This window comes from uncultured Bacteroides sp. (assembly GCF_910586915.1).
Lineage (GTDB): Bacteria > Bacteroidota > Bacteroidia > Bacteroidales > Bacteroidaceae > Bacteroides.
This window is the reverse complement of the sequence record NZ_CAJULN010000036.1, coordinates 1-25,932: the sequence shown is the minus strand read 5'-3', so window position 1 is coordinate 25,932 and position 25,932 is coordinate 1. Positions and strand designations below refer to the sequence as shown.

General features: G+C 43.8%; 27 protein-coding genes. 19 read left to right on the top strand and 8 right to left on the bottom strand.

The window, feature by feature from the left end:
- From QZ331_RS11415 to QZ331_RS11345, 15 genes are all read left to right on the top strand, one after another.
- A partial coding sequence (locus QZ331_RS11415) for a chain-length determining protein (protein WP_294630326.1) occupies positions 1 to 765 on the top strand: 765 nt, incomplete at its 5' end.
- A gap of 67 nt (positions 766 to 832) precedes the next feature.
- Positions 833 to 2,392 carry an ATP-binding protein gene (locus QZ331_RS11410; protein WP_294630324.1) on the top strand — a complete coding sequence of 520 codons (1,560 nt, stop codon included), beginning with the start codon at positions 833 to 835 and terminating at the stop codon, positions 2,390 to 2,392.
- 17 nt (positions 2,393 to 2,409) lie between these two features.
- Positions 2,410 to 2,700, top strand: coding sequence for a nucleotidyltransferase domain-containing protein (locus tag QZ331_RS11405; RefSeq protein ID WP_294630322.1), 291 nt, complete (start codon positions 2,410 to 2,412; stop codon positions 2,698 to 2,700).
- Positions 2,697 to 2,846: a hypothetical protein gene (locus QZ331_RS11400; protein WP_294630320.1), complete on the top strand. Its 150-nt coding sequence runs from the start codon at positions 2,697 to 2,699 to the stop codon at positions 2,844 to 2,846. The genes QZ331_RS11405 and QZ331_RS11400 overlap by 4 nt, the downstream gene beginning before the upstream one ends.
- A gap of 111 nt (positions 2,847 to 2,957) precedes the next feature.
- Positions 2,958 to 4,499, top strand: coding sequence for a lipopolysaccharide biosynthesis protein (locus QZ331_RS11395; protein ID WP_294630318.1), 1,542 nt, complete (start codon positions 2,958 to 2,960; stop codon positions 4,497 to 4,499).
- Positions 4,496 to 5,728, top strand: coding sequence for a Coenzyme F420 hydrogenase/dehydrogenase, beta subunit C-terminal domain (locus tag QZ331_RS11390; protein WP_294630316.1), 1,233 nt, complete (start codon positions 4,496 to 4,498; stop codon positions 5,726 to 5,728). Before QZ331_RS11395 ends, QZ331_RS11390 begins: the two co-directional genes overlap by 4 nt.
- A gap of 63 nt (positions 5,729 to 5,791) precedes the next feature.
- A complete protein-coding gene (locus QZ331_RS11385; RefSeq protein ID WP_294630315.1) occupies positions 5,792 to 6,955 on the top strand; it encodes a polysaccharide pyruvyl transferase family protein in 1,164 nt (387 codons plus the stop codon).
- Positions 6,952 to 8,106 (top strand): UDP-N-acetylglucosamine 2-epimerase (non-hydrolyzing), encoded by a 1,155-nt coding sequence (gene wecB, locus QZ331_RS11380; RefSeq protein WP_294630313.1) that lies wholly within the window; start codon positions 6,952 to 6,954, stop codon positions 8,104 to 8,106. Before QZ331_RS11385 ends, wecB begins: the two co-directional genes overlap by 4 nt.
- A 31-nt stretch (positions 8,107 to 8,137) precedes the next feature.
- On the top strand, positions 8,138 to 9,130 hold the full coding sequence (locus tag QZ331_RS11375; RefSeq protein ID WP_294630311.1) for a hypothetical protein: 993 nt from the start codon (positions 8,138 to 8,140) through the stop codon (positions 9,128 to 9,130).
- Positions 9,131 to 9,144: 14 nt separating this feature from the next.
- A complete protein-coding gene (locus QZ331_RS11370) occupies positions 9,145 to 10,197 on the top strand; it encodes an EpsG family protein (protein WP_365976252.1) in 1,053 nt (350 codons plus the stop codon).
- A 2-nt stretch (positions 10,198 to 10,199) separates the two neighbouring features.
- Positions 10,200 to 11,252 (top strand): glycosyltransferase family 4 protein, encoded by a 1,053-nt coding sequence (locus QZ331_RS11365; RefSeq protein ID WP_294630307.1) that lies wholly within the window; start codon positions 10,200 to 10,202, stop codon positions 11,250 to 11,252.
- A complete protein-coding gene (locus QZ331_RS11360; RefSeq protein ID WP_294630305.1) occupies positions 11,252 to 12,061 on the top strand; it encodes a glycosyltransferase in 810 nt (269 codons plus the stop codon). Before QZ331_RS11365 ends, QZ331_RS11360 begins: the two co-directional genes overlap by 1 nt.
- Positions 12,062 to 12,186: 125 nt before the next feature.
- Entirely contained in the window at positions 12,187 to 13,236 is a 1,050-nt protein-coding gene (locus QZ331_RS11355) for an ATP-binding protein (protein WP_294630304.1), read from the top strand.
- 448 nt (positions 13,237 to 13,684) lie between these two features.
- Complete coding sequence (locus QZ331_RS11350; protein WP_294630302.1) at positions 13,685 to 14,767, top strand: MraY family glycosyltransferase; 1,083 nt, start codon at positions 13,685 to 13,687, stop codon at positions 14,765 to 14,767.
- Between the two features lie 323 nt (positions 14,768 to 15,090).
- The gene (locus QZ331_RS11345) at positions 15,091 to 15,324 is read left to right on the top strand and encodes a DUF4248 domain-containing protein (RefSeq protein WP_294630300.1); all 234 of its coding nucleotides are present in this window, start codon (positions 15,091 to 15,093) and stop codon (positions 15,322 to 15,324) included.
- A gap of 77 nt (positions 15,325 to 15,401) precedes the next feature.
- On the opposite strand, the gene QZ331_RS11340 is transcribed toward QZ331_RS11345, so the two are convergent.
- From QZ331_RS11340 to QZ331_RS11325, 4 genes are all read right to left on the bottom strand, one after another.
- Positions 15,402 to 15,845, bottom strand: a complete 444-nt coding sequence (locus tag QZ331_RS11340) for an N-acetylmuramoyl-L-alanine amidase (RefSeq protein WP_294630298.1) — start codon at positions 15,843 to 15,845, stop codon at positions 15,402 to 15,404.
- A gap of 16 nt (positions 15,846 to 15,861) precedes the next feature.
- Entirely contained in the window at positions 15,862 to 15,960 is a 99-nt protein-coding gene (locus tag QZ331_RS11335) for a smalltalk protein (RefSeq protein WP_294630296.1), read from the bottom strand.
- An 88-nt stretch (positions 15,961 to 16,048) separates the two neighbouring features.
- Positions 16,049 to 16,519 (bottom strand): HU family DNA-binding protein, encoded by a 471-nt coding sequence (locus tag QZ331_RS11330; protein WP_294630294.1) that lies wholly within the window; start codon positions 16,517 to 16,519, stop codon positions 16,049 to 16,051.
- Between the two features lie 252 nt (positions 16,520 to 16,771).
- Positions 16,772 to 19,087 carry a DUF3987 domain-containing protein gene (locus QZ331_RS11325; RefSeq protein ID WP_294630292.1) on the bottom strand — a complete coding sequence of 772 codons (2,316 nt, stop codon included), beginning with the start codon at positions 19,085 to 19,087 and terminating at the stop codon, positions 16,772 to 16,774.
- A gap of 152 nt (positions 19,088 to 19,239) precedes the next feature.
- Here QZ331_RS11325 and QZ331_RS11320 point away from each other — a divergent pair, with 152 nt between their 5' ends.
- Together QZ331_RS11320 and QZ331_RS11315 are read left to right on the top strand one after the other, a co-directional pair.
- Complete coding sequence (locus QZ331_RS11320; RefSeq protein ID WP_294630290.1) at positions 19,240 to 19,599, top strand: hypothetical protein; 360 nt, start codon at positions 19,240 to 19,242, stop codon at positions 19,597 to 19,599.
- 73 nt (positions 19,600 to 19,672) lie between these two features.
- Positions 19,673 to 20,047 (top strand): RidA family protein, encoded by a 375-nt coding sequence (locus QZ331_RS11315; RefSeq protein WP_294630288.1) that lies wholly within the window; start codon positions 19,673 to 19,675, stop codon positions 20,045 to 20,047.
- Here the strand turns inward: QZ331_RS11315 and QZ331_RS11310 are convergent.
- Entirely contained in the window at positions 20,015 to 21,520 is a 1,506-nt protein-coding gene (locus QZ331_RS11310; protein WP_294630287.1) for a Mur ligase family protein, read from the bottom strand. The genes QZ331_RS11315 and QZ331_RS11310 overlap by 33 nt on opposite strands.
- 133 nt (positions 21,521 to 21,653) lie before the next feature.
- Between QZ331_RS11310 and QZ331_RS11305 the strand changes: the two genes are divergently transcribed.
- Complete coding sequence (locus tag QZ331_RS11305; protein WP_294630285.1) at positions 21,654 to 22,979, top strand: PhoH family protein; 1,326 nt, start codon at positions 21,654 to 21,656, stop codon at positions 22,977 to 22,979.
- Between the two features lie 64 nt (positions 22,980 to 23,043).
- On the opposite strand, the gene QZ331_RS11300 is transcribed toward QZ331_RS11305, so the two are convergent.
- From QZ331_RS11300 to QZ331_RS11290, 3 genes are read right to left on the bottom strand one after another with little or no spacing between them, the layout of a single operon-like run.
- Positions 23,044 to 24,021, bottom strand: a complete 978-nt coding sequence (locus QZ331_RS11300; protein WP_294630283.1) for a dihydroorotate dehydrogenase-like protein — start codon at positions 24,019 to 24,021, stop codon at positions 23,044 to 23,046.
- Between the two features lie 22 nt (positions 24,022 to 24,043).
- Positions 24,044 to 24,712 (bottom strand): YggS family pyridoxal phosphate-dependent enzyme, encoded by a 669-nt coding sequence (locus tag QZ331_RS11295; protein ID WP_294630281.1) that lies wholly within the window; start codon positions 24,710 to 24,712, stop codon positions 24,044 to 24,046.
- A gap of 6 nt (positions 24,713 to 24,718) precedes the next feature.
- Positions 24,719 to 25,198: a DUF4494 domain-containing protein gene (locus QZ331_RS11290; RefSeq protein ID WP_294630279.1), complete on the bottom strand. Its 480-nt coding sequence runs from the start codon at positions 25,196 to 25,198 to the stop codon at positions 24,719 to 24,721.
- A 142-nt stretch (positions 25,199 to 25,340) separates the two neighbouring features.
- Between QZ331_RS11290 and tpx the strand changes: the two genes are divergently transcribed.
- Positions 25,341 to 25,841 carry a thiol peroxidase gene (gene tpx, locus QZ331_RS11285; protein WP_294630328.1) on the top strand — a complete coding sequence of 167 codons (501 nt, stop codon included), beginning with the start codon at positions 25,341 to 25,343 and terminating at the stop codon, positions 25,839 to 25,841.
- Positions 25,842 to 25,932 lie beyond the last annotated feature (91 nt).

Here is a 25,932-nt window from a genome sequence, read left to right as displayed (position 1 = left end):
ATGAATGTGCCGATGTCGGCAGATAGAAAAGATACCATTACTTTGGCTAACTACCTTGATGGGCAGTCCTCTCCCTGGTGGAGTTATGTGACTGGCTTTCCCGGTATGGTGATTGGTGGTGTGAAGTCTTTGTTTGCTGACGAATCTATCTCTTCGCGGCAGGACAATGGAAAGGGTATTATAGAACTGACAAAAGAGGAAAGCGGGAAGATTGAATCCCTGCGCAGGGACATTCTTGCTATGATTGATAAAAAGACGGGCATCACTTCCGTTTCCGTCACTCTTCAAAATCCGCTTGTTGCTGCCGTTGTGGCGGATTCAGTGGTTCAGAAATTGCAGAAGAGCATCATCGGCTATCGTATATCGAAAGCGGAGGAGGACTGTGCTTATTTGGAGAAACTTTATAAAGACCGTCAGCATGAATACTATGCTGCCCAGAAGAAATACGCCTGTTATGTGGATACGCACGATAACTTAATACTTCAAAGTGTCCGTGCCGAGCAGGAGCGTCTGCAAAATGACATGAGCCTTGCCTATCAGGTATATAGCCAGGTAGCCAACCAGTTGCAGGTGGCGAGAGCTAAGGTTCAGGAGGAAAAACCGGTTTTTGCGGTGGTGGAGCCTGCTGTTGTTCCTTTGCGCCCTTCGGGTATGGGTACCAAAATGTATGTGTTATTGTTTATGTTCTTGTCGGTTTTTGCAACAATCGGCTGGTTGCTGTTAGGCAAGGATTTGCTGCATCGTTTGAAGGAAAAAGCAGAATAAATGCATGATACCGTTTGCGGCTGGAATAAAAACAGTATATTTGCATATATCTTAAAACAGGGCTGAAATGGAACAGGTGCGTAAATTGCCGATTGGTATACAGACTTTTGAAGAAATACGTAAGCATAATTATATCTACGTAGATAAGACGGCTATGGTTTATCAAATAGCCAATACAGGTAAACCTTATTTCCTGAGCCGTCCCCGCCGTTTCGGTAAGAGCCTTCTTCTTTCCACTTTCGAAGCCTATTTTCTGGGACGTAAGGATTTGTTTCAGGGTCTTGCCATTGAAAAACTGGAGACTGAATGGAAGGAATATCCGGTGTTTCATTTGGACTTGAACGCTCGAAAATATGAGACAATAGGAGACTTGACTGCCATGCTCAACCAATATTTGGAACAGTGGGAAGCAAAGTTTGGTACCGAAAAGCAAGACCGTAGTCCGGAAGAACGTTTTACCTACCTGATAGAACAAGCCTATATGCAGACAGGCAAACAGGTAGTCATTTTGATTGACGAATACGACAAACCTTTACTTCAAGCCCTTTTGGACGAGTCTTTATTGTCAGAATACCGCCGCACCCTGAAAGCCTTTTATGGTGTACTTAAAAGTTCCGACCGTTATTTGCGTTTCGTCTTTCTGACAGGTGTAACGAAATTTGCCCAAGTCAGCGTATTCAGCGATTTGAATCAATTGAACGATATTAGCATGAAGCCGGCGTACGCCACTCTTTGCGGAATAACTAAAGACGAACTCATACAGACGTTTACTCCCGAAATAACAGCTTTGAGCACGAAATACGAACAGCCTTTCGATGAGATAGTCGCTCGCTTGACCTTTTTGTACGATGGCTATCATTTTGAAGAGACGGCGGAAGGAGTGTTCAATCCGTTCAGCCTGCTGAATGTATTCGACAGTTGCAAATTCGGTAATTATTGGTTTCAGACGGGTACTCCCACCTATTTGGTCGATTTGTTGAAACAGAGCGATTATGACCTTCGCCTGTTGGTGAACGGTATGGAGGTGGATGCTTCCGCCTTTTCGGAGTATCGTGCCGAAATCCGTAATCCGCTTCCCATGATTTATCAGAGCGGTTATCTCACCATCAAGGGATATGACAAGGAGGTCTTTCTCTATACATTGGGCTTCCCAAATGATGAAGTGCGTTATGGCTTTCTCAATTTTCTGCTTCCTTATTATACGGAAGTATCGAGCGACGAGACGGCTTTCCACATTGCCAAGTTTATGCGTGAGCTTCGTAATGGCGAGGTGGATGCTTTCATGGAACGCTTGGCAATATTCTTTGCGGGCATTCCCTACGAACTGAGTGACAATACGGAACGTCATTACCAAGCCATTTTCTATGTTGTGTTTGCTTTGTTGGGCCAGTTTGTGTCAACGGAAGTTCGCAGCGCCCGTGGTCGTGCGGATGCTGTGGTAAAAACACACGATGCTGTCTATGCATTTGAGTTCAAGTTGAATGGCAGCGCCGAGGAAGCCCTGAAACAGATTGATGAAAAAGGATATCTGATACCTTATACGCTGGATGGCAAACGTCTTGTAAAGGTAGGAGTGAATTTCAGTAAGGATACCCGGAATATAGAGAGGTATATTGTAGAGGAATAACGGATAAAGTGGTATTTATGCGATTACAAACAAAAGAAATAGAAATCATCCGCAAAGTAGCCCGTGAAATATACGGTGAAGGTGTCAGGGTTTATTTGTTCGGTTCCCGGTTAGATGATACTAAACGGGGCGGTGATATCGATTTGCTTGTTCGCACAACAACTGCCAAACGGGGAGTACTGGAACGTATTCGAATGATTGCCCGATTAAAACAATATTTAGGTGACCAAAAGATAGATGTAGTAGGCGATTATGAAGAGTCGTCGGTGGTTTATGAAGCATTGAAAAAGGGAGTACTATTGGTATGACGGATAAGAGACAGGAAATAGCAGAACGTTTGCAACGTGAATTTGAGGTATGTGACCGTCATGTTCAGCGCATCAATGAAGCGTTGGAAGGATTATCTGTGGAATTACCCATGTCTTTTGAATGTTATTATTCCCGTTTATCTTAGAATCATTTTAGCAAAACTATATATTTTATCGTGATAGGGTAAGTTGGTTAGACTTATCAGTTGTCTTTTTTTATTCTTGCTGTCATCTTATTGACAGGCAAGCTACCTCATATGTCTGAAATATCTGCAAATAATCAGCGTATAGCAAAGAATACTCTTTTGTTATATATCCGTATGTTTTTTACGATGGCGGTGTCTCTTTATACAAGCCGTGTTGTATTGAATGTATTGGGTATAGAGGATTTTGGCATATACAGCGTAGTCGGTGGAATCATCACCATGTTTTCTTTTTTGAATAGTGCGATGTCTTCTTCTACTCAACGTTACATGACATATGCTTTAGGAAAAGGTGAAATATTACAGTCGCGGAAGGTTTTTCAGACGAGTGTGAATATTCATTGGCTGATAGCTTTGTTAATTTTGATATTAGGTGAAACCATAGGTCTTTGGTTCTTGAAAGAAAAAATGGTAATTCCTTTAGAGAGGTTGGATGCAGCATTTTGGGTTTATCAGTTTTCGGTTATCACCATGATGATAATGGTAATAAGTGTTCCTTACAATGCGGCTATCATAGCTCATGAGAAGATGTCGGCTTTTGCTTACATATCTGTGATGGAAGTGTTGTTGAAATTGCTGATTGTTTATTTCTTGTATTTCACTCAATCAGATAAACTTATCCTCTATGCAGCTCTTCTTTGCGGTATGCAACTCTTGGTTCGAATCGTTTATAGTTGTTATTGTGGACGATATTTCGAGGAAACCCATTATAAGTGGGGATGGGACGGCAGGATGTTTAAAGAGATGTTAGGTTTTGCAGGGTGGAATCTTTGGGGTGGATTGGCTGCTGTTCTTTTTACACAAGGGTTGAATATTCTGTTGAATGTTTTTTTCGGTCCGGTTGTTAATGCGGCGCGTGGAATAGCAGTTCAGGTTCAAGGTGTTGTGACTCAGTTCTCGTCTAATTTTCAAACAGCTTTGAATCCTCAGATAACCAAGTCTTATGCTAAAGGGGATTTTGCTTATATGCATAGCCTTATTTTTCGCAGTTCAAAGTTTACATTCCTGTTGCTTGCCACCCTCTCTTTCCCTATATTTATTCAAGCTGACATGATATTGGAATTGTGGTTGGGGGTTGTGCCTGATTATACAGTAACATTTGTTCGGTTGATGCTTTGTATTACTGTGATAGATGCGATGGCAGGTGCTTTTATGGTGGCTGCTCAGTCTACCGGACGTATTCGTTTTTATCAGTCTGTGGTAGGTGGTATATTATTGGCGATAGTGCCGGTATCATATATCGTGCTGAAATTAGGAGCGGCACCCTGGAGCGTATTTCTGGTTCATTTGTGTATTTGCATTTGTGCTTTTATTGTCCGTTTGTATATCATCCGACCCATGATATGTTTATCCTTGCGCAGTTATTTCAGTGAGGTTTTGTTACGGTGCCTATGGGTGTCTTTGCTTGCGGTTCCTTTGCCATTTGTGTTATTCTGTATATTGCCAGACACTTTGTTGTCGGGGATTCTTATCAGTCTTGTAAGTGTCCTGGTGATGATATTGTTCTCTTATATGGTGGGATTGACCGTTAATGAAAAGAGATTCGTAGCTGAAAAGGTTGCTCTTTTGATGAAAAACATTACAAATAAACAATGATTCATATTGTAGATAAGTCTGCTTGTTGTGGTTGTCACGCTTGCGTGCAGCGTTGTCCGAAGCATTGTATTACGATGCGTGAAGATGAAGAAGGTTTTCTTTATCCTTTTGTCGACCAGTCTCTTTGTATAGATTGCGGTTTGTGTGAGCGCGTATGTCCGGTTCTTTGTCAAGGTGAAGCACGGCAACCTTTGAAGGTCTATGCAGCGAAGAATCCTGATGAAGAGGTACGTATGTCCAGTTCTTCCGGCGGGGTATTTACGGCGCTGGCAGAACAGGTCTTGGATGAAGGCGGTATCGTGTTTGGCGTGCGATTTGACGAGAATTGGGACGTAGTTCACGATTATGTGGACAATAAAAAGAATTTGGTCGCTTTCCGTGGTTCTAAGTATGTACAAAGTAACGTCGGCACTTGTTTTCAAAAGGCAGAGTCTTTTTTGAAGGAAGGGCGTAAGGTATTGTTTTCGGGTACTCCCTGTCAGATTGCCGGTTTGCGTCTGTTTTTGAGGAAAGAATATGATAATTTGCTGACTGTTGATTTGATTTGTCACGGTGTTCCGAGTCCTAAGGTGTGGCGCACTTATTTGGAGGAAACAATCGCACGTCAGTGCGAAAAAAATTCAGTTTTTTCTCACTCTACCGTCGAAAAGAAATCTTTGATAAAAGGTATCTCTTTCAGAGACAAACGATTAGGATGGAAAAAATTCAGTTTTTCTCTCACTCTCTCCACGACCGAAGGAAGTGGAGACAAAAATACAGTTTTTCTCTCTGATGTATTAACCCAAAATATTTTCCTGCAAGGATTCTTGCACGATTTGTATTTACGTCCCAGTTGTCATGCCTGTCCGAGCAAATGTTTCAAAAGCGGCAGTGACTTGACAATTGCCGATTATTGGGGGATTGGGCGTTATTACAAGGATTTTGATGATGATCGGGGAGTTAGTTTACTTCTTGTAAATACTTCCAAAGGAGAAGATTTTCAATCCAAGTTACTTCTTGATGGTTTTGAAACTTCATATATGGAGGCCTTGAGTGGCAATCGTAGTATGAGATATAGCGCTGCTGTGCCTAAATATCGGGAGGAATTTTGGAAATTGTTTCATAGAGATGGAACGGCGGTGATAGAGAGTATCTGTAAAAAGATGCGTCCTGGAGTTTTTCGTAAAGGGCTTTCTTTGGGAAAACGTATCGTGAAAAAATGTATAAAGATTGTGGTTCGTGAGAATTAAAAAATGTAGAGTAAGTTATAAACTTGATTAATGTAATGTAGAGTAAGACTAAAATAAATTATAATGAGAAAGGTATTGCTAATAGGAATTGGTGGAGTTTACAACTATGGTTGTGAAGCAATTGTCAGAGGTACTGTAAATATTTTGAAGTCTGTGGAACCAACGATAGAAGTTTATTATGCTTCATACAATGCTGAAGATGATAAGAGACGATTAGTTGGTTGTGACGTCAATATTATAGCTCGACCTCAAAGAAAACGTTGGACGTTACGTAATATGGTAAGAAAATGTTTGTCCATTATAGGTATATCTTATTTGATGCCTTATGATAAAATTGATTGGATAAAGGATTTTGATACAATCTTTTCTATTGGGGGCGATATTTATACATTATCACCCACTAATTCATATGATTCTTCGTTTCCTTTATATTTGGAAAAATGCCAAGATATGGGGCTCAAATATATTCTGTGGGGAGCTTCGGTAGGGAAATTTGAGAAAAATGTAACGGCCCTAAATTTCTTCCGTTCTCATTTATCCAAGATAGATGCTATTGTTAGCAGAGAGCAAAATACAATTGACTATTTACATTCTCTCGGATTGACAAAAAATGTCTTTTTAGCTCCTGACCCTGCTTTCTTTGTTCAAGATCCTGATTTTTATGTAGACAAGAAAAAAGAGGATAAGTTGACAATTGGTATCAATTTAAGTCCTTTATCTGCATTATATGAGTATAAGGATATTGAAACGGCTATTCAACGGCAATCAACTGCAATAGTTAGTCTCATGAAACAGATGAAGTGCAGAATAGTATTATTGCCTCATGTTATTAGTCCTAATCCACTGGATAATGACTTAACGTATATGAATACTATTCGTAATCATATAGAACAATTTTATCAGTCTGATATAGAGATAATAGATAACGATCCTGGATTTATTGGACTAAAAAAATATATCAGACAATGTGATTATGTAATTGCAGCTCGTATGCATTGTGCGGTAAATGCTGTTACTCAATCTATTCCTACTTTATTTTTATCATATAGTGAGAAAGCAAAAGGTATGGCTGAGTTTGTGTATGATTCTAAGGCTGCTGTGATTTCATTGTCCCAATTTGAGGATACCGAACTTATCGTTGAGAAATTGAAAAACTGGAATTTGAATTCCCGATTAAAGGATATAAGACAATTTGATTTTAGCAAAATATTGAATATTGAAAAATGAAAAAAATAATGCTCGTCTTCGGCACCCGTCCCGAAGCCATCAAAATGGCTCCTTTGGTCAAGGAGTTTCAAAAAAACACTTCTGATTTTGAAACAATCGTTTGCGTCACAGGTCAGCACCGCGAAATGCTTGACCAAGTATTGCAGATATTTGACATTATTCCGGATTATGATTTGGCAATCATGAAACAGGGGCAGGATTTGTACGATGTTACAGCCCGCGTGTTGGTTGGAATGCGTGATGTATTGAAAACTGTACAACCCGATGTTGTTTTGGTTCACGGTGATACTACCACTTCCACTGCTGCGGCTTTGGCGGCCTTTTACCAGCAAATACCTGTGGGACACGTAGAAGCCGGACTTCGTACCTATAATATTTATAGCCCCTGGCCGGAGGAAATGAACCGTCAAATAACGGGACGTATTGCTACTTACCATTTTGCACCGACTGCCTTGAGTAAACAACATTTGTTGCAGGAGGATGTGAAGGAAGAGAGTATCATAGTGACAGGCAATACGGTAATAGACGCTCTTTATATGGTAGTGGACAAGATTAAGCGTGATTGTTCGTTGAATGAGGAATTGCGAGGAATCTTGAAAACAGTAGGATATGATGTCACTCGTTTGGAGAACGGAAAGAAATTAGTGCTGATAACAGGACATCGCCGCGAGAATTTCGGTGACGGCTTTATCTCCATGTGCCGGGCTATCAAAACTTTGTCGGAGAAGTATCCGGAAGTTGATTTTGTCTATCCCATGCATTTGAATCCGAATGTCCGTAAGCCCATCCATGAGGTTTTTGGCGATGATTTGTCAGTATTGGATAATATGTTTTTCATCGAACCGCTCGAATACCTGTCGTTTGTTTACCTGATGGAGAAAGCATCCATTGTATTGACGGACAGTGGTGGAATCCAGGAAGAGGCGCCGGGCTTGGGAAAACCTGTATTAGTGATGCGTGATACAACGGAACGTCCGGAGGCTTTGGACGCCGGAACAGTGAAATTGGTAGGTACGGATTACGACAAGATTGTAAATGAAGTCTCTTCATTATTGGAGGATAAGGTTTATTATGAGAAGATGAGCCAGGCTGTGAATCCTTACGGGGATGGATTGGCTTGTAGTAGAATTGTTGACTATTTGCTTCATTAAATTTATTGTATAATAGATAAAAAGGCTTGTTATGTATAAATTTTATTTGCAAAAAGGTGATTTTAATGAAGCTACATCATACTACATTGACATCATAAGCAAAGCTTTGGTAGAGGAAGGAGAGCAAGTGGAAAGGGTGGATTCGCTAAAACAGATTTCACCGACAGATAAAGTTATCACCATTCAGTCTAAGGCTTTTTTTAGGGTTTGGCTGAATAATCCTAAACAATACATTATCAATTGGTATCAAGGTATTGTGCCCGAAGAGGCCATGTGTCTGTTTGAAGACAATATGTCCAAATATGCCAGAAAGTATCTGTGGCGATTTTTAGAATATTTTTCGTTGCGGAAGGCGAAAGGCAACATCTTTGTGTCGGAAGCCATGTTGAGACATTACCGGCAGATATATGGATATGATAAAAGCAATTATTTCGTCATGCCTTGTTTTAACCAGGAACTTGACTTAGGACAGTTTACAGAGAAAAAATACGCTATTCCTTCTTTTGTCTATGCGGGTTCTTTGTCCCGTTGGCAGTGTATTGACAGAACGTTGTTGCTTTTCAAAAAGATTTACGCTCTATATCCACAAGCCACTTTGACTATATTGACCAGAGAAAAAGAGAAGGCAGATTCCTTGTGTCATAAATACGGCGTGAAGGCTGAAATCAAATTTGTGCCCAGTTCCGAATTGCAACAAGTTTTGGGAAGCTATAAATATGGTTTCATCGTTCGTGATGATATTGCGGTGAACAATGTGGCAACTCCTACCAAAATGAATTCATATATGGCCGCCGGAGTCATTCCGGTGTATTCGGATGTAATAGATGATTTCCGGACAGTATTTAAGGATTTGGAATATGTTGTTGCCTTTGTAAGTGAGGAAGAAGCCTTGACGAAGATAAAAAGAATAGAGACCTCCGGGGTTGACTGTGGTTTGATAAAATCCGAGTATGAGACAGTCTTTAGTTCTTATTATTCGGTAGATAAGTATGTTCAATTATTGAGAGACTTTTTGGCAATCTAAGTTCAATATAGGGTATGCCTTTTCTGTTTGTATTATTTTATATATTTGCCTGGTTTATAGACCAATCTTTCAAAAAATATCGGAATGTTCTGCTGATGGTATTCGGTATAGCATTGATTTTTTGTACAGGATTACGTTCGTTTCAGTGGAACGATACATCGGTTTATGCACAATCATTCCAATATTATACAAATGATTTGTTCGATTATTCGATATCGGACATGGGAAATGGCTATTCGGATAAAGGTTTTTATTTTTTGTCTTCAGTGATCAAGACCTTTACTTCCAGTTATACCATATACTTTTTAATAATAGCAGCATTGACTTTTTATTTTCTGGTTTCCTCCCTTCGCACTTACTGTATATACCCATTAATCGGTTTATGTGTATACATTTCCCGTTTTATTCTGACGCGAAATATGATGCAGATTCGTGCAGCATTGGCAATTGCCGTTGTCGTTTGGGCTTTGCGGTATATAGATGAAAAAAAATTGAAGAAATTTTTATTTACTATCGTTATTGCGATGTCGTTGCATATGAGTGCCGTTATAGCACTCCCTCTTTATTGGTTGAATAAGATAAAAATAACTCCGATGTTTATATTATGTGGCATAATAGGAGCTTTTGTCTGTATAATGGGAGGTACGTCGTTGATAATGAATAAAGTGCAGGAAATCAGTATGATGTATAATGTGGCAACAAGTTATACCAGTGAAAATTCTTCATATACAATGGGGATGGGGGTGTCAAATCCAATGATATATTATCAAACTTTGCTTTTATTACTGTTTACATTTTTGTCTGAAAGATTATCTAAGGTCGTTCCTCATTACACCGTAGTTAGAGATGGATATTTTTATTCCACTGTTTTGTTGATTATTTTATCTCCTTTTGGAGTTTTATCCGGCAGGGCATCTACTATTTATGCAACTTTTGAAATATTCATTATTCCCTCATTAATATTTGCTTTTTCTCCTAAATACAGATTTATGGGATTTATGGGAGTGGGAGTAATTCTGTCTGTACTTTTTTATATGAATTACATATCTGTTGTCTCTAATTTTTAATAATGAAAATAGCTTATATCGTACCATCTTTACTACAAGCGGGACCAGTGAATGTAGTATTAGATTTAACCAAGTTGATGACCTCGCACGGGCATGAGTGTCACGTTTATTATTTTGATAATCTTGTGTCATTGTCTTTTCCATGTGAAGTACATCGAATTTCTTTTTCCACTCGCATTCATTTTGATGATTTTGATGTGGTTCATACGCATGGATTGCGTCCTAATTTATACGTGTTACGGCACAAAAAATGGCATACAAAGACATTTTTTATCACAACTTTTCATAACTACGTATTTGATGATTTCTTGTTTGAATATGGAAGGCTGAAATCGTGGGTTGGAGGAACCTTATTTCTTTTCTCAGCCTTGCGGCATGACAAGATAATAACGTTGAGCAAAGATGCGATGGCATATTATAACAGATGGTTTCGTTTATCAAAATTAGAATATGTATATAATTCCCGTATCCTTGATTCAGATGCAGTGCTTACAGTTATTGAAACAGAGGAGATTTTAAGTTTTAAAGAAAAGAGTATTCTAATCGGAACAAATTGTTCTCTTCAGCATAGAAAGGGTATTGACCTTTTATTACAATCTATGGTTCTATTGCCTTCTCATTATAAATTGTTTATAGTAGGTGAGGGAGCGGATAGACTTCATTATGAAAACATGATTGCAGAATTGGGCCTTAAAAAAAGGGTATATTTAGCAGGAGCGAAAAAAGAAGCTTATCGGTATTTACCTTATTATGATATATACGTTCTGCCAAGTAGGAGTGAAGGGTTTCCTTTATCGTTGTTGGAAGCTGCTGCCTATGGGAAACAGGTCGTTTGCTCCAATATTCCAGTGTTCAAGGAGACTTTTACAGAAAAAGAAGCAATCATGTTTGAATTACCACAGGTAGATGATTTAGCCAAAGCAATACTTGAATCTTACGAAAAAAAGGATTTAGGACGCAATATAAAATCAAAGTTCGATGCGGAATATTCTCCACAATGTATGTATGACAAACATATACAAATTTATAATTGTAGAACACACCTTTTTTTATAATGAATTTTTCAGTATTACTATCTGTTTATTCGAAAGAACAGCCTGTTTTTCTTCGCCAGTGTTTTGAAAGTATTTTTCAGCAGACTTCTTTGCCTTCGGAAATTGTATTGGTAAAAGACGGACCATTGACAACAGAATTGAATCAATTAATAGAAGAGTATGCGGTAAAACATCCGGAATTGAAAATTGTATCTTTGTCTGAAAATCAAGGCTTAGGCAAAGCCCTGAACGAAGGTCTGAAGCATTGTTCTTATGATTTGGTCGCCCGCATGGATACGGACGATATATCCAAGCCTGATAGGTTTGAAAAACAGTTGAAAGTATTTCAGCAACATCCGGAAATAGATGTATGTGGTGCATGGATAGAAGAGTTTTATAATGATGTATCCGATATCGTTTCCATTCGGAAAGTACCAGAGTCTCATGCTGAAATATTTAAGTATGCAGAGAAAAGATCTCCTGTCAATCACCCGGTAGTTATGTTTAGAAAACGTGCAGTGTTGAATGCCGGCGGCTATTTACATTTTTGGTTGTTTGAAGATTATTATTTGTGGGTACGTATGTTGATGAATCATTGTACATTTTATAATATTCCTGAAAGTCTGCTTTATTTTCGTGCTTCCCCCGAAATGGTTAAAAGAAGGGGAGGAATGAAATATTTATGTTCGGAAATAAAGTTTCAGCAGGAAATGCGGAGGATGAAATTTATTTCTTCTTTTTGTCTGGTGAAAAATTTATTGATAAGAATACCAGTGAGGGTGATGCCCAATTTTTTGCGTCATTGGGTCTATAAATACTTGCTTCATTGAAAGAATGCGACTTTTGAATGACTCAGATGGAAGAATCTCGATGATTTGCGAAAAAAAGGAAATAAATTCGTATTTGTTGAATTTAAAAGTTTATTTTTGTATTTGATTTCAGCAAATAAGCATATATGTGTAAGATAACAGACATACGAATAGAAGGTTTTCGAGGAATTAAGAAGCTGGTCTTCAGTGGGACGAAATCTGTAAACGTCTTATTGGGCAATAATAATTCGAGCAAGTCTTCGGCTCTTGAGGCAATCATGATTCTGATGGGTGCTTCAAGACCTGTATTACCCGTAGAGCTTAATGCCAATAGAAACTATAACGGTTTGCAAAAGGATGATATACGATTGTTTTTTTACGAACTGAATGCTGAAAAGAAAATATCAATAGATGCAACGTTCAAGGATAGTGGAAAGAGGAACTTGCAAATAAGCTATTTTGAGTCTGAAATAAACAGAATGCCTATCTCGGAAGTGGGAAATAGCGACTATTCGATGCAGAATAATTGCTATGGCCTATTTTATGAATATACGGACGGTGAAGAGAAAAACATCTCTAAACTTTTGATTCGGACGAATAAAAATGAATTGTCTTCTCATACTTCGGAAAAAACTCCCATTAGAAAGTCTACCGCTTTCGTAGCGCCACGCTATAATTTTAACGAATTTATCAAGTACTTCAATCAAATTGTTACCGACAAGAAGAAAGACAGTGTTTTGGAAGTTTTACGCAACGTGGAGCCGCGTATAAAGGACATTGTAGTGGTAGGCGAGAAGGTGATGGTAGATGTAGGGTATGATAAATTGCTTCCTATCAATGTGTTAGGCGATGGAACGAGGAAAATGTTTACGCTTGTTACAGCTATGTATCGCGTGCAAGGCGGTATATTGATTGTAGACGAAGTGGATAACGGACTGTACTATAAGACGATGGAAACTTTATGGCTGGCTTTGTTGAAGTCGGCAAGGCAATTGGATGTCCAGTTGTTTATTTCAACCCATAGCATCGATTCATTGAATGCGTTGAATAAAGTATTGACGCAACAATGTGCTGAAAGTAGACAGGACGTCTGTATCTTTACATTGCGCCGGAGCGAAGATGGTGAAATAAAAAATTATCGTTATGATTATGAGAAGTTCAGCTATGTGCTGGCAAGGGAGGTAGAGATAAGATGAAACTGCATAAATTGTTATGAAATGCCCAATTTGAAAGCGAAAATTTATACTTATATTACTTCTTTCAAGAGGAGTAAGCGCGAAGCTGATGAAGTGAGGAGCGGCAATTGGGATTTCCTGAATACGGAGTATTGGGACTTGGAACATGAATATTTAAATCCCTTGAAAACTTTTCTTGAAAAACATTTGTAAAAGTCAGGCTCAGTTTATTTATAAACACACCCCAAATTAATTTTAATCATACAATATGTCTTGTTTAGCTTGAAAACAAGACAGCATACCTTTTTATATTTTTTCGGAAAAAAATAATCATTTCATTATAATAATCAGACTAATCATTGAATTGCAAGCGGTTGCCATTGCATCCGTTTGCGATGAATCTGCATACTTATTTTAATAAAATAGGATAATAATTAATTTAGTATTAACCCAATAACGTCCTAAAATCATGAAGTATCTACTGATGGGCATTGCCTTTCTGATATCCGTCATTGTTGCACGGATTATCATCCCTCGTATTCTGCTGATTTCTTACAGCAAGAAACTGTTTGATTCTGAAGAAGAGCGTAAGGTACACAAAGGTTCCATTCCCCGTTTGGGCGGTGTCTCCTTCTTCCCTGCCATTCTTTTCACCTGCTGCGGGGTACTTGCAATCTATAACCTGCTCGGTTACTATGTATCCACCCTTCACGACGAGAGCATTCTGACCGAACTGCTTCTTTTCGTGTGCGGACTGGTACTCCTCTTCCTCACAGGCATCTCGGACGACTTGATGGGAGTCCGCTATGTCAGCAAAATCATCGTCCAGGTCTTTTGTGCCTGCCTGTTCCCTTTGAGCGGGCTTTGGATAAACGATTTATACGGATTGTTCGGTTTGGGGCTGATACATCCGTTTTGGGGCGGGCTTCTGACAGTTTCGGTCGTTGTCTTGGTCACCAACGCCATCAACCTGATTGACGGAATCGACGGACTCGCTTCCGGGTTGAGTTGCGTCTCTCTGGTTGTTTTCGGCTTTCTCTTCCTCGAACGCGAGATGTGGAGTTGCAGCCTGATAGCCTTCAGTACATTCGGTGTGCTGATACCCTTCTTCTATTACAACGTCTTTGGCAATGTAGAGCGTTCCAAAAAGATATTCATGGGCGATACCGGTAGTTTGACTTTGGGCTATATACTGAGCTTCCTTGCCATCAAGTACAGTCAGAACCTTGACGGCATTCCTAAGGAGCACGGCCCTTTGGTAATTGCTTTCAGTACGCTGCTTGTTCCCGTGTTCGATGCGGTGCGCGTTGCCATCGTGCGTATCTACAACGGCAGAAATCCCTTTACGCCCGACAAGACCCATATCCATCACCTTTTCCTGAAGATGGGCTTTACCGTCCGCCAGGCCTTATTGATGATTCTGCTGCTTTCGTGTATGCTTAGCGGACTGAACATTTGGCTGATTCCTTATGTAGAGAATACGGTGATGCTGCTTTTGGATACCATCCTGTGGATTGGCCTGAATATGTGGTGGATGAAGCGAATAAAATGATACAAGAGAGAGCAATAAATATAATATTAATAAAAGTAATGTTTGTATGTTGAGATGAAAAGAAATGTAGGTCCCTAACTTCATGTTTGCAAAAACATGATTTCCTACATTTTGATAGACCGGAAACCCGTGCAGAGGCACATTTCCGGTCTATACCCTGATACCGGAGGGTAAATCCGGCGTGAATTTCCCAGTACATCAACGGTCTGTGAAGATAGTTGATGTAATTTCTTTTTTCTTAAGAATGAAAATAAGGTAATTTTTCTTGTACATCTCTTTGGCTTTTTGTATCTTTATAACTGTAAATCAAGCGAAAAGATACAATGGAACATTCTGATTTTTTGGTGAAATGTTATAATAAACAAGAGTTGGCGCAGATGTATTTCCCCGATTTGACCGTTCGGGCTTCAGTCAATAAGCTACGGCGCTGGATGCGGAAGTGCAAGCCGTTGATGGAAGAAATAGCGGCTGCCGATTTTCATCCCAAGACAAAGGCTTTTTCGGTGAGGGAAGTAAGGCTTATCACCTATTATCTGGGGAAGCCGGGCGATTTATGACGGTAGAACAGGCAGGTTGTATATGAAAGAGATAAACGATGAAGGCGGTGAGTGCTGGTCTCACCGCCTTCATCGTTTTATAAGTCCGAATAAGCCTTCTGCGCGTCGAAGCAAGGACACGCCTTATGGATGGAGGCACTCAACTGATTGTGTCCGAAGATTTTGGCTTCCGGATATTGCCGTCTGAGAATCGTCAGCAGGTCGAGCAGCGCGAAGCGTTGCGCCTTTGTCCGCGTATCTGCCGGACGCCCTTCCTCGTCCAGTCCGCCTTCGTAGCAGATTCCTAAACTATGCCGGTTGAATCCCTTTACGTGGGCACCCGCCTCCATCATGGGACGGCAATGGTGGATTTGCCCGTCGCGGGTGATATAAAAGTGATAGCCGATATCTTTGAAGCCCCGTTGCAGATGACATTGGCGGAGCTGCTCTACGCCGAAGGAGACATTGCAGCGCGTTGCGCTGCAATGAATCACCAACAATTTAATCTCGCGTGGGAGATAGCTGTTTTCTGAGTTTTCCATACAGATGACCGGTATTTTATCGTCCGATGCAAGAAGTTGCACTGATGGCGGAGATGATGGACGTTGCGATGGTCACGATAAACTGGAGAATGTTTTTCCAAAGTTCTTTTTTCATAAGTCGGATAGATGATTAGTTATAAATAGATAGGATACGATACTTTTGCATTCCCCTGCCGCCGGGAAGACGGCAGGGGAGGAGAGGGTCAGACTCCCGGGTCCGGAGTCTCGCCGTCGTCGCCGTTGCCGTCGGGAAGCGGTTCTTCCCCGTCCGGTTCGGGCTTGGAGTCACCTTTGTACAAGGTATAGTCCAGCGTCTTGCACAGTTTGCGGAGGTCGCTGCCGGGGAAGAAAATCACCTTCCCTTTCTCGATGCACGACGCCTTGAACTCCTTTTCCGTGGCGGTGGGAGTACCGGTTTTGAGACTCATGCGGAAGTTTCCCAAATCGCCCATTTGGGCGATGTTGCCTTCGCTCAGCACATTGACGATTTCGAGCAGGAATTCGCCGATGCACCCCTCCAGTTCTCCCCGCGAATAGGAAGAACGTTCGGAGATACGCCTGCACACCTCCTTGACAGTCACCTTGCGTCCGCTGCGCGCCACTGCATAAAACTTGGGAGCTTCGTTGGGTTTCAACAGGTTCTTGCGAGCCATGAGAGAATAATTTTGCGCCATAAGAAATAAAATTTTAAGTGGTTGATACTGAAATGTCCCGTAATCGATTACACCACAAAAGTACGGCACGGCAGAAGCGGCGTGATGCATACTGACGCACAACGGCGCACAAAAAAAGAGAAAAAAACACCGGGATGTTTGCAGCGAAACCTCCCAATGTTTGATTGCAACCGCCGGGAGGTTTTTTTCAAACCTCCCGATGCTTCTCCGCACACCGCCCAAAAGGACAAAAAGACAAAAGGACACCCCGGCCTACCCCTTTTTAATCTTGACATATACCCCGTGGGATATCTTGTTGATAATCACTCCGGTAAGTGCCTTTAGCACCCTTGTCACCTTGCGCTGGTTGATGCGGTGCTTTTCGCCGGCCCTGATGGCTTCTTCCGTGGTGAAGACCTCTCCCAGTTCGTTGATGAAGTTACGTATCTCGTTGGGGTTTTTAAGCGGGCGCACCTCCGACGACGACATGGACGAAAGCAGCAGCCGGCTATGCTCGTAACAGCAGAGGACGATTTGGAGCGAGCGTTCGAAATCGTCATCCGTGCAGAAGATATGGGCCGATAGGTCGTTGGCCTCAAACTGCCGGATGCGCGTTTGAATCATGCTCATGCGCATCACCATGAAAGCGTAGCGCTTCACCACCGCCTGGAGGTCGTCGTTGGGCTCCAGCGCCACTTCGGACAACATCTGCGAGAAGATATTGTTCAGGCGGTCCCATTGCGGGCGGGTGAAATGGAACAGTACCGGAGTCTTGAGGCAGAATTCATACAGCAGCGCCACGCGGTGGGCGAGCGGCTGGAAAAGCTCCTCCAGCGAGATGCAGTCGTCGCCCATCTCCTTCCATACGGGCGACTCGCGGAAGGTGTACATCAGGATGCGGCTGGGCAGCCCTCTTTCCGATTGCTTCAGCAAAATCTCTATCTGTCCGGGCGTGCCGGTGAGAAACAGCGCCAGCCGGGGGTAACGGATGGTGATGGGAATGATACCGTTGATTTTGTAAGAAGAGTCGATGTTCTCGTGTTCGAAAGCCTTGCGGAGCATATCGTCAAAGTTGCCGCAGTCGAGGCGGTTGGCGTTGGAGAGCGTCTGCGCCTCCGTGTCGAAGATGATACTTCCCAAGTCGCCGTTGTCCAACATTTGTATCTGCATACGGGTGTAGCTGGTGGTAGCGGGAATGAACAGTGTCTTGAACGGCGGCTGCTCGGGCTCTTCGAGATTCGGCTTGCCTTGTTTCTTGTTGCGCTGGCATTCGATTAGCCATTGGGTATGCTCCGTCCGGTAATTTTTCTGCTGCTGTTTGCTGGTGGCGAGTATGTGCTCCTGTATCTCCTCCAAGAGATAGCGCCCCACTTGCGCGACGCTCTTTCCGCTACCGGCAGGCGAATTGATGATGGCGAAGAGATGGGGAGTGTACTTCTTGTGGTTGTAGATACCGAACGTTTGAGGCAGTACGGCACTGAGTGTGGTGAGTATGGCGAGGAAAGAGATGTCTTGTTCGCGCCCGCTTCCGTCTACGATAATGCAGTCGTTGAGCAAATCAGGCAGATTTTTATACACCTCCTGTAGAAAAAAAGGAGTACCTTTGCGCAGCTCTTCGCCTTGCCAGTAAGCCTCTTCCGCTTCGTCGGAGTTTTCAGTACTATTAGAGGTGCCTTTTGTCTTTTTGTCCTTTTGGCAGGCATCCTCGCGGACGGACGGAGCGGCGTAATATTTTCCGTTTACCTGCTTGTAGCCATCTGAGAGCACGCTTTTCAGCTCTTTGGCGGGGAAGTCCGTGCCTTTGAGCAGGGCGGTGAGCTCGCGTAAGATGCTCTCCTGCGGGTAGTGCCGGCGGCAGGCTTCGCAGGCGAGTTTGAAGAGGTGGGTGTGGCGCTGTCCGGTGGTGAGCGGGTATAGGAAAATATAGGACGAAAGAAACTTTTTCACCTCCTCTTCGGACACATTCTCCGGGACGGGCATCTCCTTCGGAGCGGGTGTGGGCGCCTGGGGCAACGGAGCCTGAGACACTGTCGCTTCCAGCACGAAGGGCTGGTAAAGGCTTGCCACGTATCCGTTGGGCGAATAGGTGAGGTAACACAGGCGGCTTTCGTCCTTGCAGGCGGGGTCGCTTTCCAGTCCGAGCAGTTGGTTGTAGTATTGGGATACTAACAGTTGGCCTTCGCGGTGGCGTCCTTCGATTCCTTTCACGTAGGCGAAGATTTTCACGCCGTCGGTAGGACTTTCGAGCGCAGCCACGGTGTGTGCATCGGCAGCGCAACGCCGGATGACCTCCAGGCGGTTGGGCACGTGGTCGTAGTCGAGCCCCACGATGTGGCTGTGGCGGAGGAAGTTCTTGATGGCGTGTGCGCCGTCGAATGTGCCCGCCGGGGTGAAGCAGGGAAGCCGGTTCTTCATCTTCTGTGCGGCAGCTGGGTCTCCCTCCGCGTGATAGCGGCGGATGGTGTTGATGACATCGGCATAGGCGGGGCGGATGCACATGGAGATAATTTCGAGGAAAGACATCACTTTAGGTTGTTTGGAATAAACGTTCGGATAAACCGATACTTTGATTTCTTCTAAGGCTTTCATCTGAAAAAAAGATTTTGAGTTTATTGTCACCCGACCATCGGATAACGGGTGCAAAGATAGGCAGACAGGATTTGGGCCTGCTTCCCGATGTGGAAAGTGATTGATAAACCAAATTTGAATTTAAATATTAGTAATTATTAACAAAAAATGACATGGGAAAGAAAAAAGAGGAAACGTATGGGTTCTTGGCCGATTTGGTAGTATATCTGATGAATATGGACAAACTCTTCACGTATGTTTTTCTACAGCACGAGCTTCATGTTTCCTCTCGAAAAGTGAACAAAATGAGACAGGGCAAAAGTGTGAATGTATATCAGTACGTGCGTCTGATACGCTGTATACTGAAGTATATGAATTTCCGGGTCCGGCCGGATGTGTTGCTGAAGGTGATAAAGATATGCATGACTTCGCATAGCGATTTGGTCATTGCTACAGTGCCGCGCGGTTCGGACGGAAAGGTGCAGCCGGAAAAGTGGGAAGTGATAATGGAGTGCGACGGAGTAATTTTGTGAACGATTCGTTTTGCGGCACTCTTTTTTTTGCTACCTTTGAAAATTGGTATAACAAAGAAAAACAAAAGTAAATATGAAAAAAGTAATTTGCAGTGAAAAGGCGCCCGGAGCCATCGGGCCTTACAGCCAGGCGATAGAAGCTAACGGAATGGTATTTGTGTCGGGACAGTTGCCCATCGACGCCGCTACGGGCGAGATGGCGGAAGGTATCGAAAACCAGGCACGTCAGTCGTTGGAGAATATCAAGCACATTCTTGAAACAGCAGGATTGACAATGGCAAACATTGTCAAAACTACTGTGTTCCTTCAAGATATGTCGCTCTTCGCAGGGATGAACGGTGTGTATGCAACCTATTTTGACGGAGCCTTTCCGGCACGCTCGGCGGTGGCCGTCAAAGCTCTGCCAAAGGATGCGTTAGTAGAGATTGAGTGCATCGCGGTTCGATAACAAATCGGCGACGATGAAATTGCTGCCTCCCACGAAGATAAAGTCTTTTGGGGGGCATTTTTCTTTGGCTGCCTGCACCGCTTCCAGCACCGTGGGGTAGGCCTTGCCTTTCAGGCCGTTTTTGCGCGCCATCTTCATCAGCTCTTTTTCGGGCAACGCACGCTCCACGCTTGCTTTGGTGAAGTAGTAAGTGGCCTTCTGGGGCATTACTTCCAGTATCTCTTCGACCTCTTTGTCTTTGGACACACCGAATACGATATGAAGTTCCCGGCCGAGATTATCATGGATGGCATCGAGCTGTATGCGGATGTATTCGATTCCGTCTACGTTGTGGCCCGTGTCGCAGATAATATCCGGATAACTGTGCACTTTCTGCCAGCGTCCTGCCAGTCCGGTGAGCTGGCATACGTTGCCGAAGCCTTCTACATAGTTCTTCTGCTCGATTTTGTAGCCCAACTTTTTCAGTGTCTCCAGCGATTGCAGAACCGTGAAGATGTTTTCAAACTGGTAGGCTCCGGTCAGTTCGGTGAAAAGTCCGTGGGGGAACATATCATTGATAACCACGAGTCCGTCTTTTCTTTTGTCGAGTATCGTGTCGATGGAACGTAAACTGAGGGTTATATTGCGCATGAGTTTCTCCTTCTCGATGAGCGTCTGCATATCTTGCGGGACATTGTACATCTTCATTCCCATGTCGAACATATCGTTGAAGAACTGATGCATTTCGGCCATTTCGTTTCTCTTCTCCTGCAAACGCGTGTAGGTAAGTAGCTCCAGGTGCCAGTCGCGCTCGCGTTCTTTCCGGCGTGCATATTCGAGGGGGGCTTTTTTATCTTTGGCTGTCATGGTGAACAGGCGTTTCACCGCTCCTTCTACGTAGCCCACCACTACCGGCACACCTGGTTTGATGATACCTGCTTTCTCTTTGGCTATTTTCATCGGCGTGTCGCCTAAATATTGGATGTGGTCGATGCTGATGTTAGTGATGATGGATAAGTCGGGATGGATGATATTGGTGCAGTCCAGCCGTCCGCCCATACCTACCTCGATAATTGCCACATCCACCTTCTGGTCGGCGAAGTAACGGAACGCCATCGCGGTGGTCAGTTCAAAGAAAGAGGGGTGAAGCGGCTCGAAAAAGGCGCGGTGGTTTTCAACGAAGTCTACCACGTACTGTTCGGGTACCATTTCGCCGTTGATGCGGATGCGTTCGCGGAAATCGATTAAGTGCGGCGAAGTGAACAGTCCTACGCGGTAGCCGGCAGATTGCAGCACGGCAGCGATGAGGTGCGAACAGGAACCCTTTCCGTTTGTACCTGCAACGTGTATCGTTTTGAATTGCCGATGAGGATGCCCGAAATGTTCGTCCAGTTTGTGTGTTGTTTCCAGTCCCGGCTTATATGCTTCGCCCCCTATCTTTTGAAACATAGGTACACTCTCATATAAGTACTTTAAAGTGTTTTGATAATCCATAGTTTGTAATTTTTAACTCCAGGCAATCCTTTTTACCCATTTAATTGTTTATCTTTAGAACCGTCAATCCAACCTCAATTGGCAGGGTTGTCGGTTTGTGAGTGCAAATATCAACATTTAAATCCGAGAAATCATGGGAACTAAGAAAAATTTTGTGTTAGACACCAATGTTATTCTTCACGACTGCAATTGTTTGAAGAATTTTCAGGAAAATGACATCTATCTTCCTCTTGTCGTGCTCGAAGAGCTGGATAAGTTTAAGAAAGGAAACGAGCAGATAAACTTCAATGCCCGTGAGTTTGTGCGCGAACTGGATATGCTGACGAGCGACGAGCTGTTCAGCGCCGGAGTGAAGTTGGGCGAAGGGCTGGGACGCCTTTTTGTGGTGACAGGCAAAATGGAAGTCGGCAAGGTGTGGGAGGCTTTTCCGGTGAGGAAGCCCGACCATTTTATTTTGGCGGCCACCGAATACTTAGCGGGCCAGTATCCCGACATGAAGTCTGTGCTGGTGACAAAGGATGTGAACCTGCGTATGAAGGCGCGCTCCATCGGGCTGCTTTGCGAGGATTACATCACGGATAAGGTGGTGAATGCCGACGTGTTCGAGAAGTCCAATGAGGTTTTCGAGCAGGTAGACCCTGCACTGATTGACCGTATCTACTCTTCCAAAGAGGGAATCGACCTCTCTGAATTCGATTTCAGGGATTTGATTCATCCCAATGACTGTTTTGTGCTGAAGAGCGACCGCAACAGTGTGCTGGCGCGCTACAATCCTTTCACGCACTCCATTTGCCGCGTGATGAAGGGCAAGAACTACGGGATAGAGCCGCGCAATGCCGAGCAGAGCTTTGCTTTTGAGATTCTGAACGACCCCAACGTGAAACTGGTTGCCCTGACGGGAAAGGCGGGAACGGGTAAGACGCTGTTGGCTTTGGCAGCCGCTTTGGGCAAGCTGACGGATTACAAGCAGATTTTGTTGGCGCGTCCCGTGGTGGCTCTCTCCAACAAGGACATCGGCTTCCTGCCGGGCGACGCGCAGGAGAAGGTGGCTCCGTATATGCAGCCGTTGTTTGACAACCTCAATGTGATAAAACGCCAGTTTGCCTCTAACTCGACGGAGGTGAAGCGTATCGAGGATATGCAGAAGAGTGAACAGTTGGTGATTGAGGCGCTGGCGTTTATTCGCGGACGCAGCCTGAGCGAGATGTACTGCATCATTGACGAAGCGCAGAACCTCACTCCGAATGAGATAAAGACTATCATTACGCGTGCGGGCGAAGGGACGAAGATGGTGTTTACGGGAGATATCCAGCAGATTGACCAGCCTTATCTGGATAGCCAGTCCAATGGCCTGGTGTATATGATTGACCGGATGAAGGACCAACCGCTTTTTGCACACGTGAATTTGGTGAAGGGCGAGCGAAGCGAGTTGAGTGAGCTGGCAAGTAACCTGATGTAGCGTAAGAATATAGGTGGAAGATAACTAAGGCGGTGGGTGATGACACACCGCCTTGCCATATGTCCTATTGTTTTTTTCCGAAATATTTCAAGAACTGGGTACGTTCAAACGTATTGAGGCCTTGAACATCTTTGCAATTCAGCTTGCCCTTGAACTGGGCGATGTTGTCGAATCCTTTGCGTGCCATCCATTCGGAAAGGAACCGGGTCGCCTCGCCGATAAATGCATTGGTATGCTGATAGACCGCACTGCAAACTTCCACCGCCGATGCTCCGGCAAGAATTGCTTTCACCACCGCTTCCGCATCGGCAACGCCGCCGGAAGCCGCATAGTCTATCTTGTCTACTGCCGCCGAAGCGATTCCAATCCACCGGAGTGGGGTAGCGAGGTCGGCAGCACTGCTGAATATTTCGCCCGAGGTATGCTCTAATTTCTCGATGTGAATGTCCGGCTGGTAGAAACGGTTGAAAAGAACTACTGCCGCCGCACCATTGGCATAAAGCTGGTCAATGAGCGCTACGGGATTTGTCAGATTTTCGCCTAACTTCATTATTACCGGAATGCGGACTCTCTTTTTGATGTGGCTGAGTATGTCGATGTGACGTTGCTCGAAAGAGCCGTAGGTATATTGCACATCCGACTGCAACGCAAGAATGTTGATTTCCAGCGCATCGGCTCCGGCTTCTTCGATTTGCACGGCAAAGTCAATCCATTCGGAGTCGGTGTGGCAGTTGATGCTGGCGATGATGGGAATGGAGCATACTTTCTTGCTCTCTTTAATCAGAGTGAGGTATTCGGACAGCTTGTGTTCGCGGATGTATTCCTCCAGATAGTCGCTTCCTTCGGGAGAGAAGGCGGGATCTTTCAGTTGCTCCGCCTCTAATAAAATCTGCTCTTCAAACAGCGATTTCAGTACGATGGCTCCTGCGCCCTCTTCGGCCAGTCTTTTGTTTTTGCCGACACTGTCGGTCAGCCCCGAGCTGCTGATGATAATCGGATTTCTGAGAGATAGCCCTGCGAAAGTAGTTTTTAAATCGGTCATGGTCTTAATCATTGGTTAGATGTTAATAATTGCGTTCTCCGAAAATCTTGCTTCCTACTCGTATCAGGGTGCTTCCTGCGGCAATCGCTTCGTGATAATCGTCTGACATTCCCATCGATAACTCGCAAAAATCGTCCGAGCCGGCGAACCAAGTTTCTCTAAACTCATGAAAGAGTCTATTAAGTAAACGGAATTCGCGCCCGATTTGTTCGATATCGTCGGTATTGCTTGCCATTCCCATCAGCCCGCAGATGTGTACGTGAGTCAGTTCTTTCCATGCTCCTGCGCCGAGCATCTCCCGGCACTTTTTGGGGCTGAAACCGAATTTCGTCTCTTCCTGTGCCACGTGTATCTGCAACAGGCAGTTGACGGTGCGTCCTGCTTTGGCTGCCTGCTTGTTGACTTCTGTTAATAACCGATAAGTATCAATTCCATGAATCATCGCTACGTAGGGTATCATGTACTTGATTTTGTTGCTTTGCAGGTGGCCTATAAAATGCCATTCGATGTCTTTGGGCAAACTTTCGTATTTAGCTGTCATTTCCTGCACCTTGCTCTCTCCGAAAATACGCTGTCCCGCCCGGTATGCTTCTTCTATCGCTTCGTTGGGATGGAATTTTGAGACGGCAACCAACCGGACTCCTTGAGGGAGCCCGGTTAGCACTTGCTTTAAATTGTCAGCAATACTCATTGTCGCTTATGCTTTTGACGGGTCAAACTCGGGTTTGTCGTCCGGCTCGGCGCTGTAGGGATATACGTCCATCAACGCAGTCTCCGCCACCATGCCGATTTGATAATCGGCCATTGTACCTTTCATGCCTTCGTCCAGCTTCTTCACTGCGTCGCGCAGGTCGGCAGCCTGTACCAATACTTGTGTGGAGGTCTTTTTCTCCGCACCGCTCTTTTCGTCCAGGGTGATGAAGATGAGTTTGCACTTGAACCAACGGTCGGCACTCTCTTCGTCGCTGGGGAAAAGTTCGCTGTAATTGGCACGTTTGATGTCTGAAACGGTGAACTCGCCCGAAATAAACGGAGTCATTTCCTCGATGATTCGGGCTTCAGCTTCCGTAAAGCTGAGTGCGTCAACAAGATAAGGTTCGGTTACTTTTTTTTGCATTCCGTTTTCCATTACTTTCTCGTAACGGATTTTACATTCAAACCATGTATGCATTGCCATAATTTTCTTCCTTTTAAATTAGTTGATATATGTAAATTGTCGGCAAAGATAAGCAAAATACCAAAGTAAGCGGCCAATCGGCGAACATTTTCGGGGTAATGGCTGTTTTCTGTATAAAGTAAATTTTAAAGATAGATGCATGATGGCAACAACAAATTTTAAAGGACAACCGGTGAAATTAATCGGTGAATTTATACAAACAGGCAAGGTGGCTCCGGATTTTGAGCTGGTGAAAACGGATTTGTCTTCTTTCTCATTGAAAGAATTGAATGGTAAGAATGTGATTCTGAATATTTTCCCGAGTTTGGACACGGGGGTGTGTGCTGCGTCGGTACGCAAGTTTAACAAGATAGCTGCGGGGCTGAAAGATACGGTTGTGTTAGCTATCTCGAAAGACCTTCCGTTTGCACATGCACGTTTCTGTACGACGGAGGGTATAGAGCGGGTGATGCCACTGTCTGATTTCCGTTTCTCCGATTTTGACGAGAGTTACGGGGTACGTATGGCGGATGGCCCGTTGGCGGGGCTTTTGGCTCGTGCGGTGGTCGTTATCGGCAAAGATGGGAAGGTGGCTTATACGGAACTCGTTCCGGAGATAACGCAGGAGCCTGATTATGATAAGGCGTTGGCGGCGATAGGATAGCTTTTTTTATAAAACCCTATGTGCCGTATGGCAAATGGAGGTGTGTCGTAATGCACGATGCACCTTCTTTTTTATTCATTACTATACCACT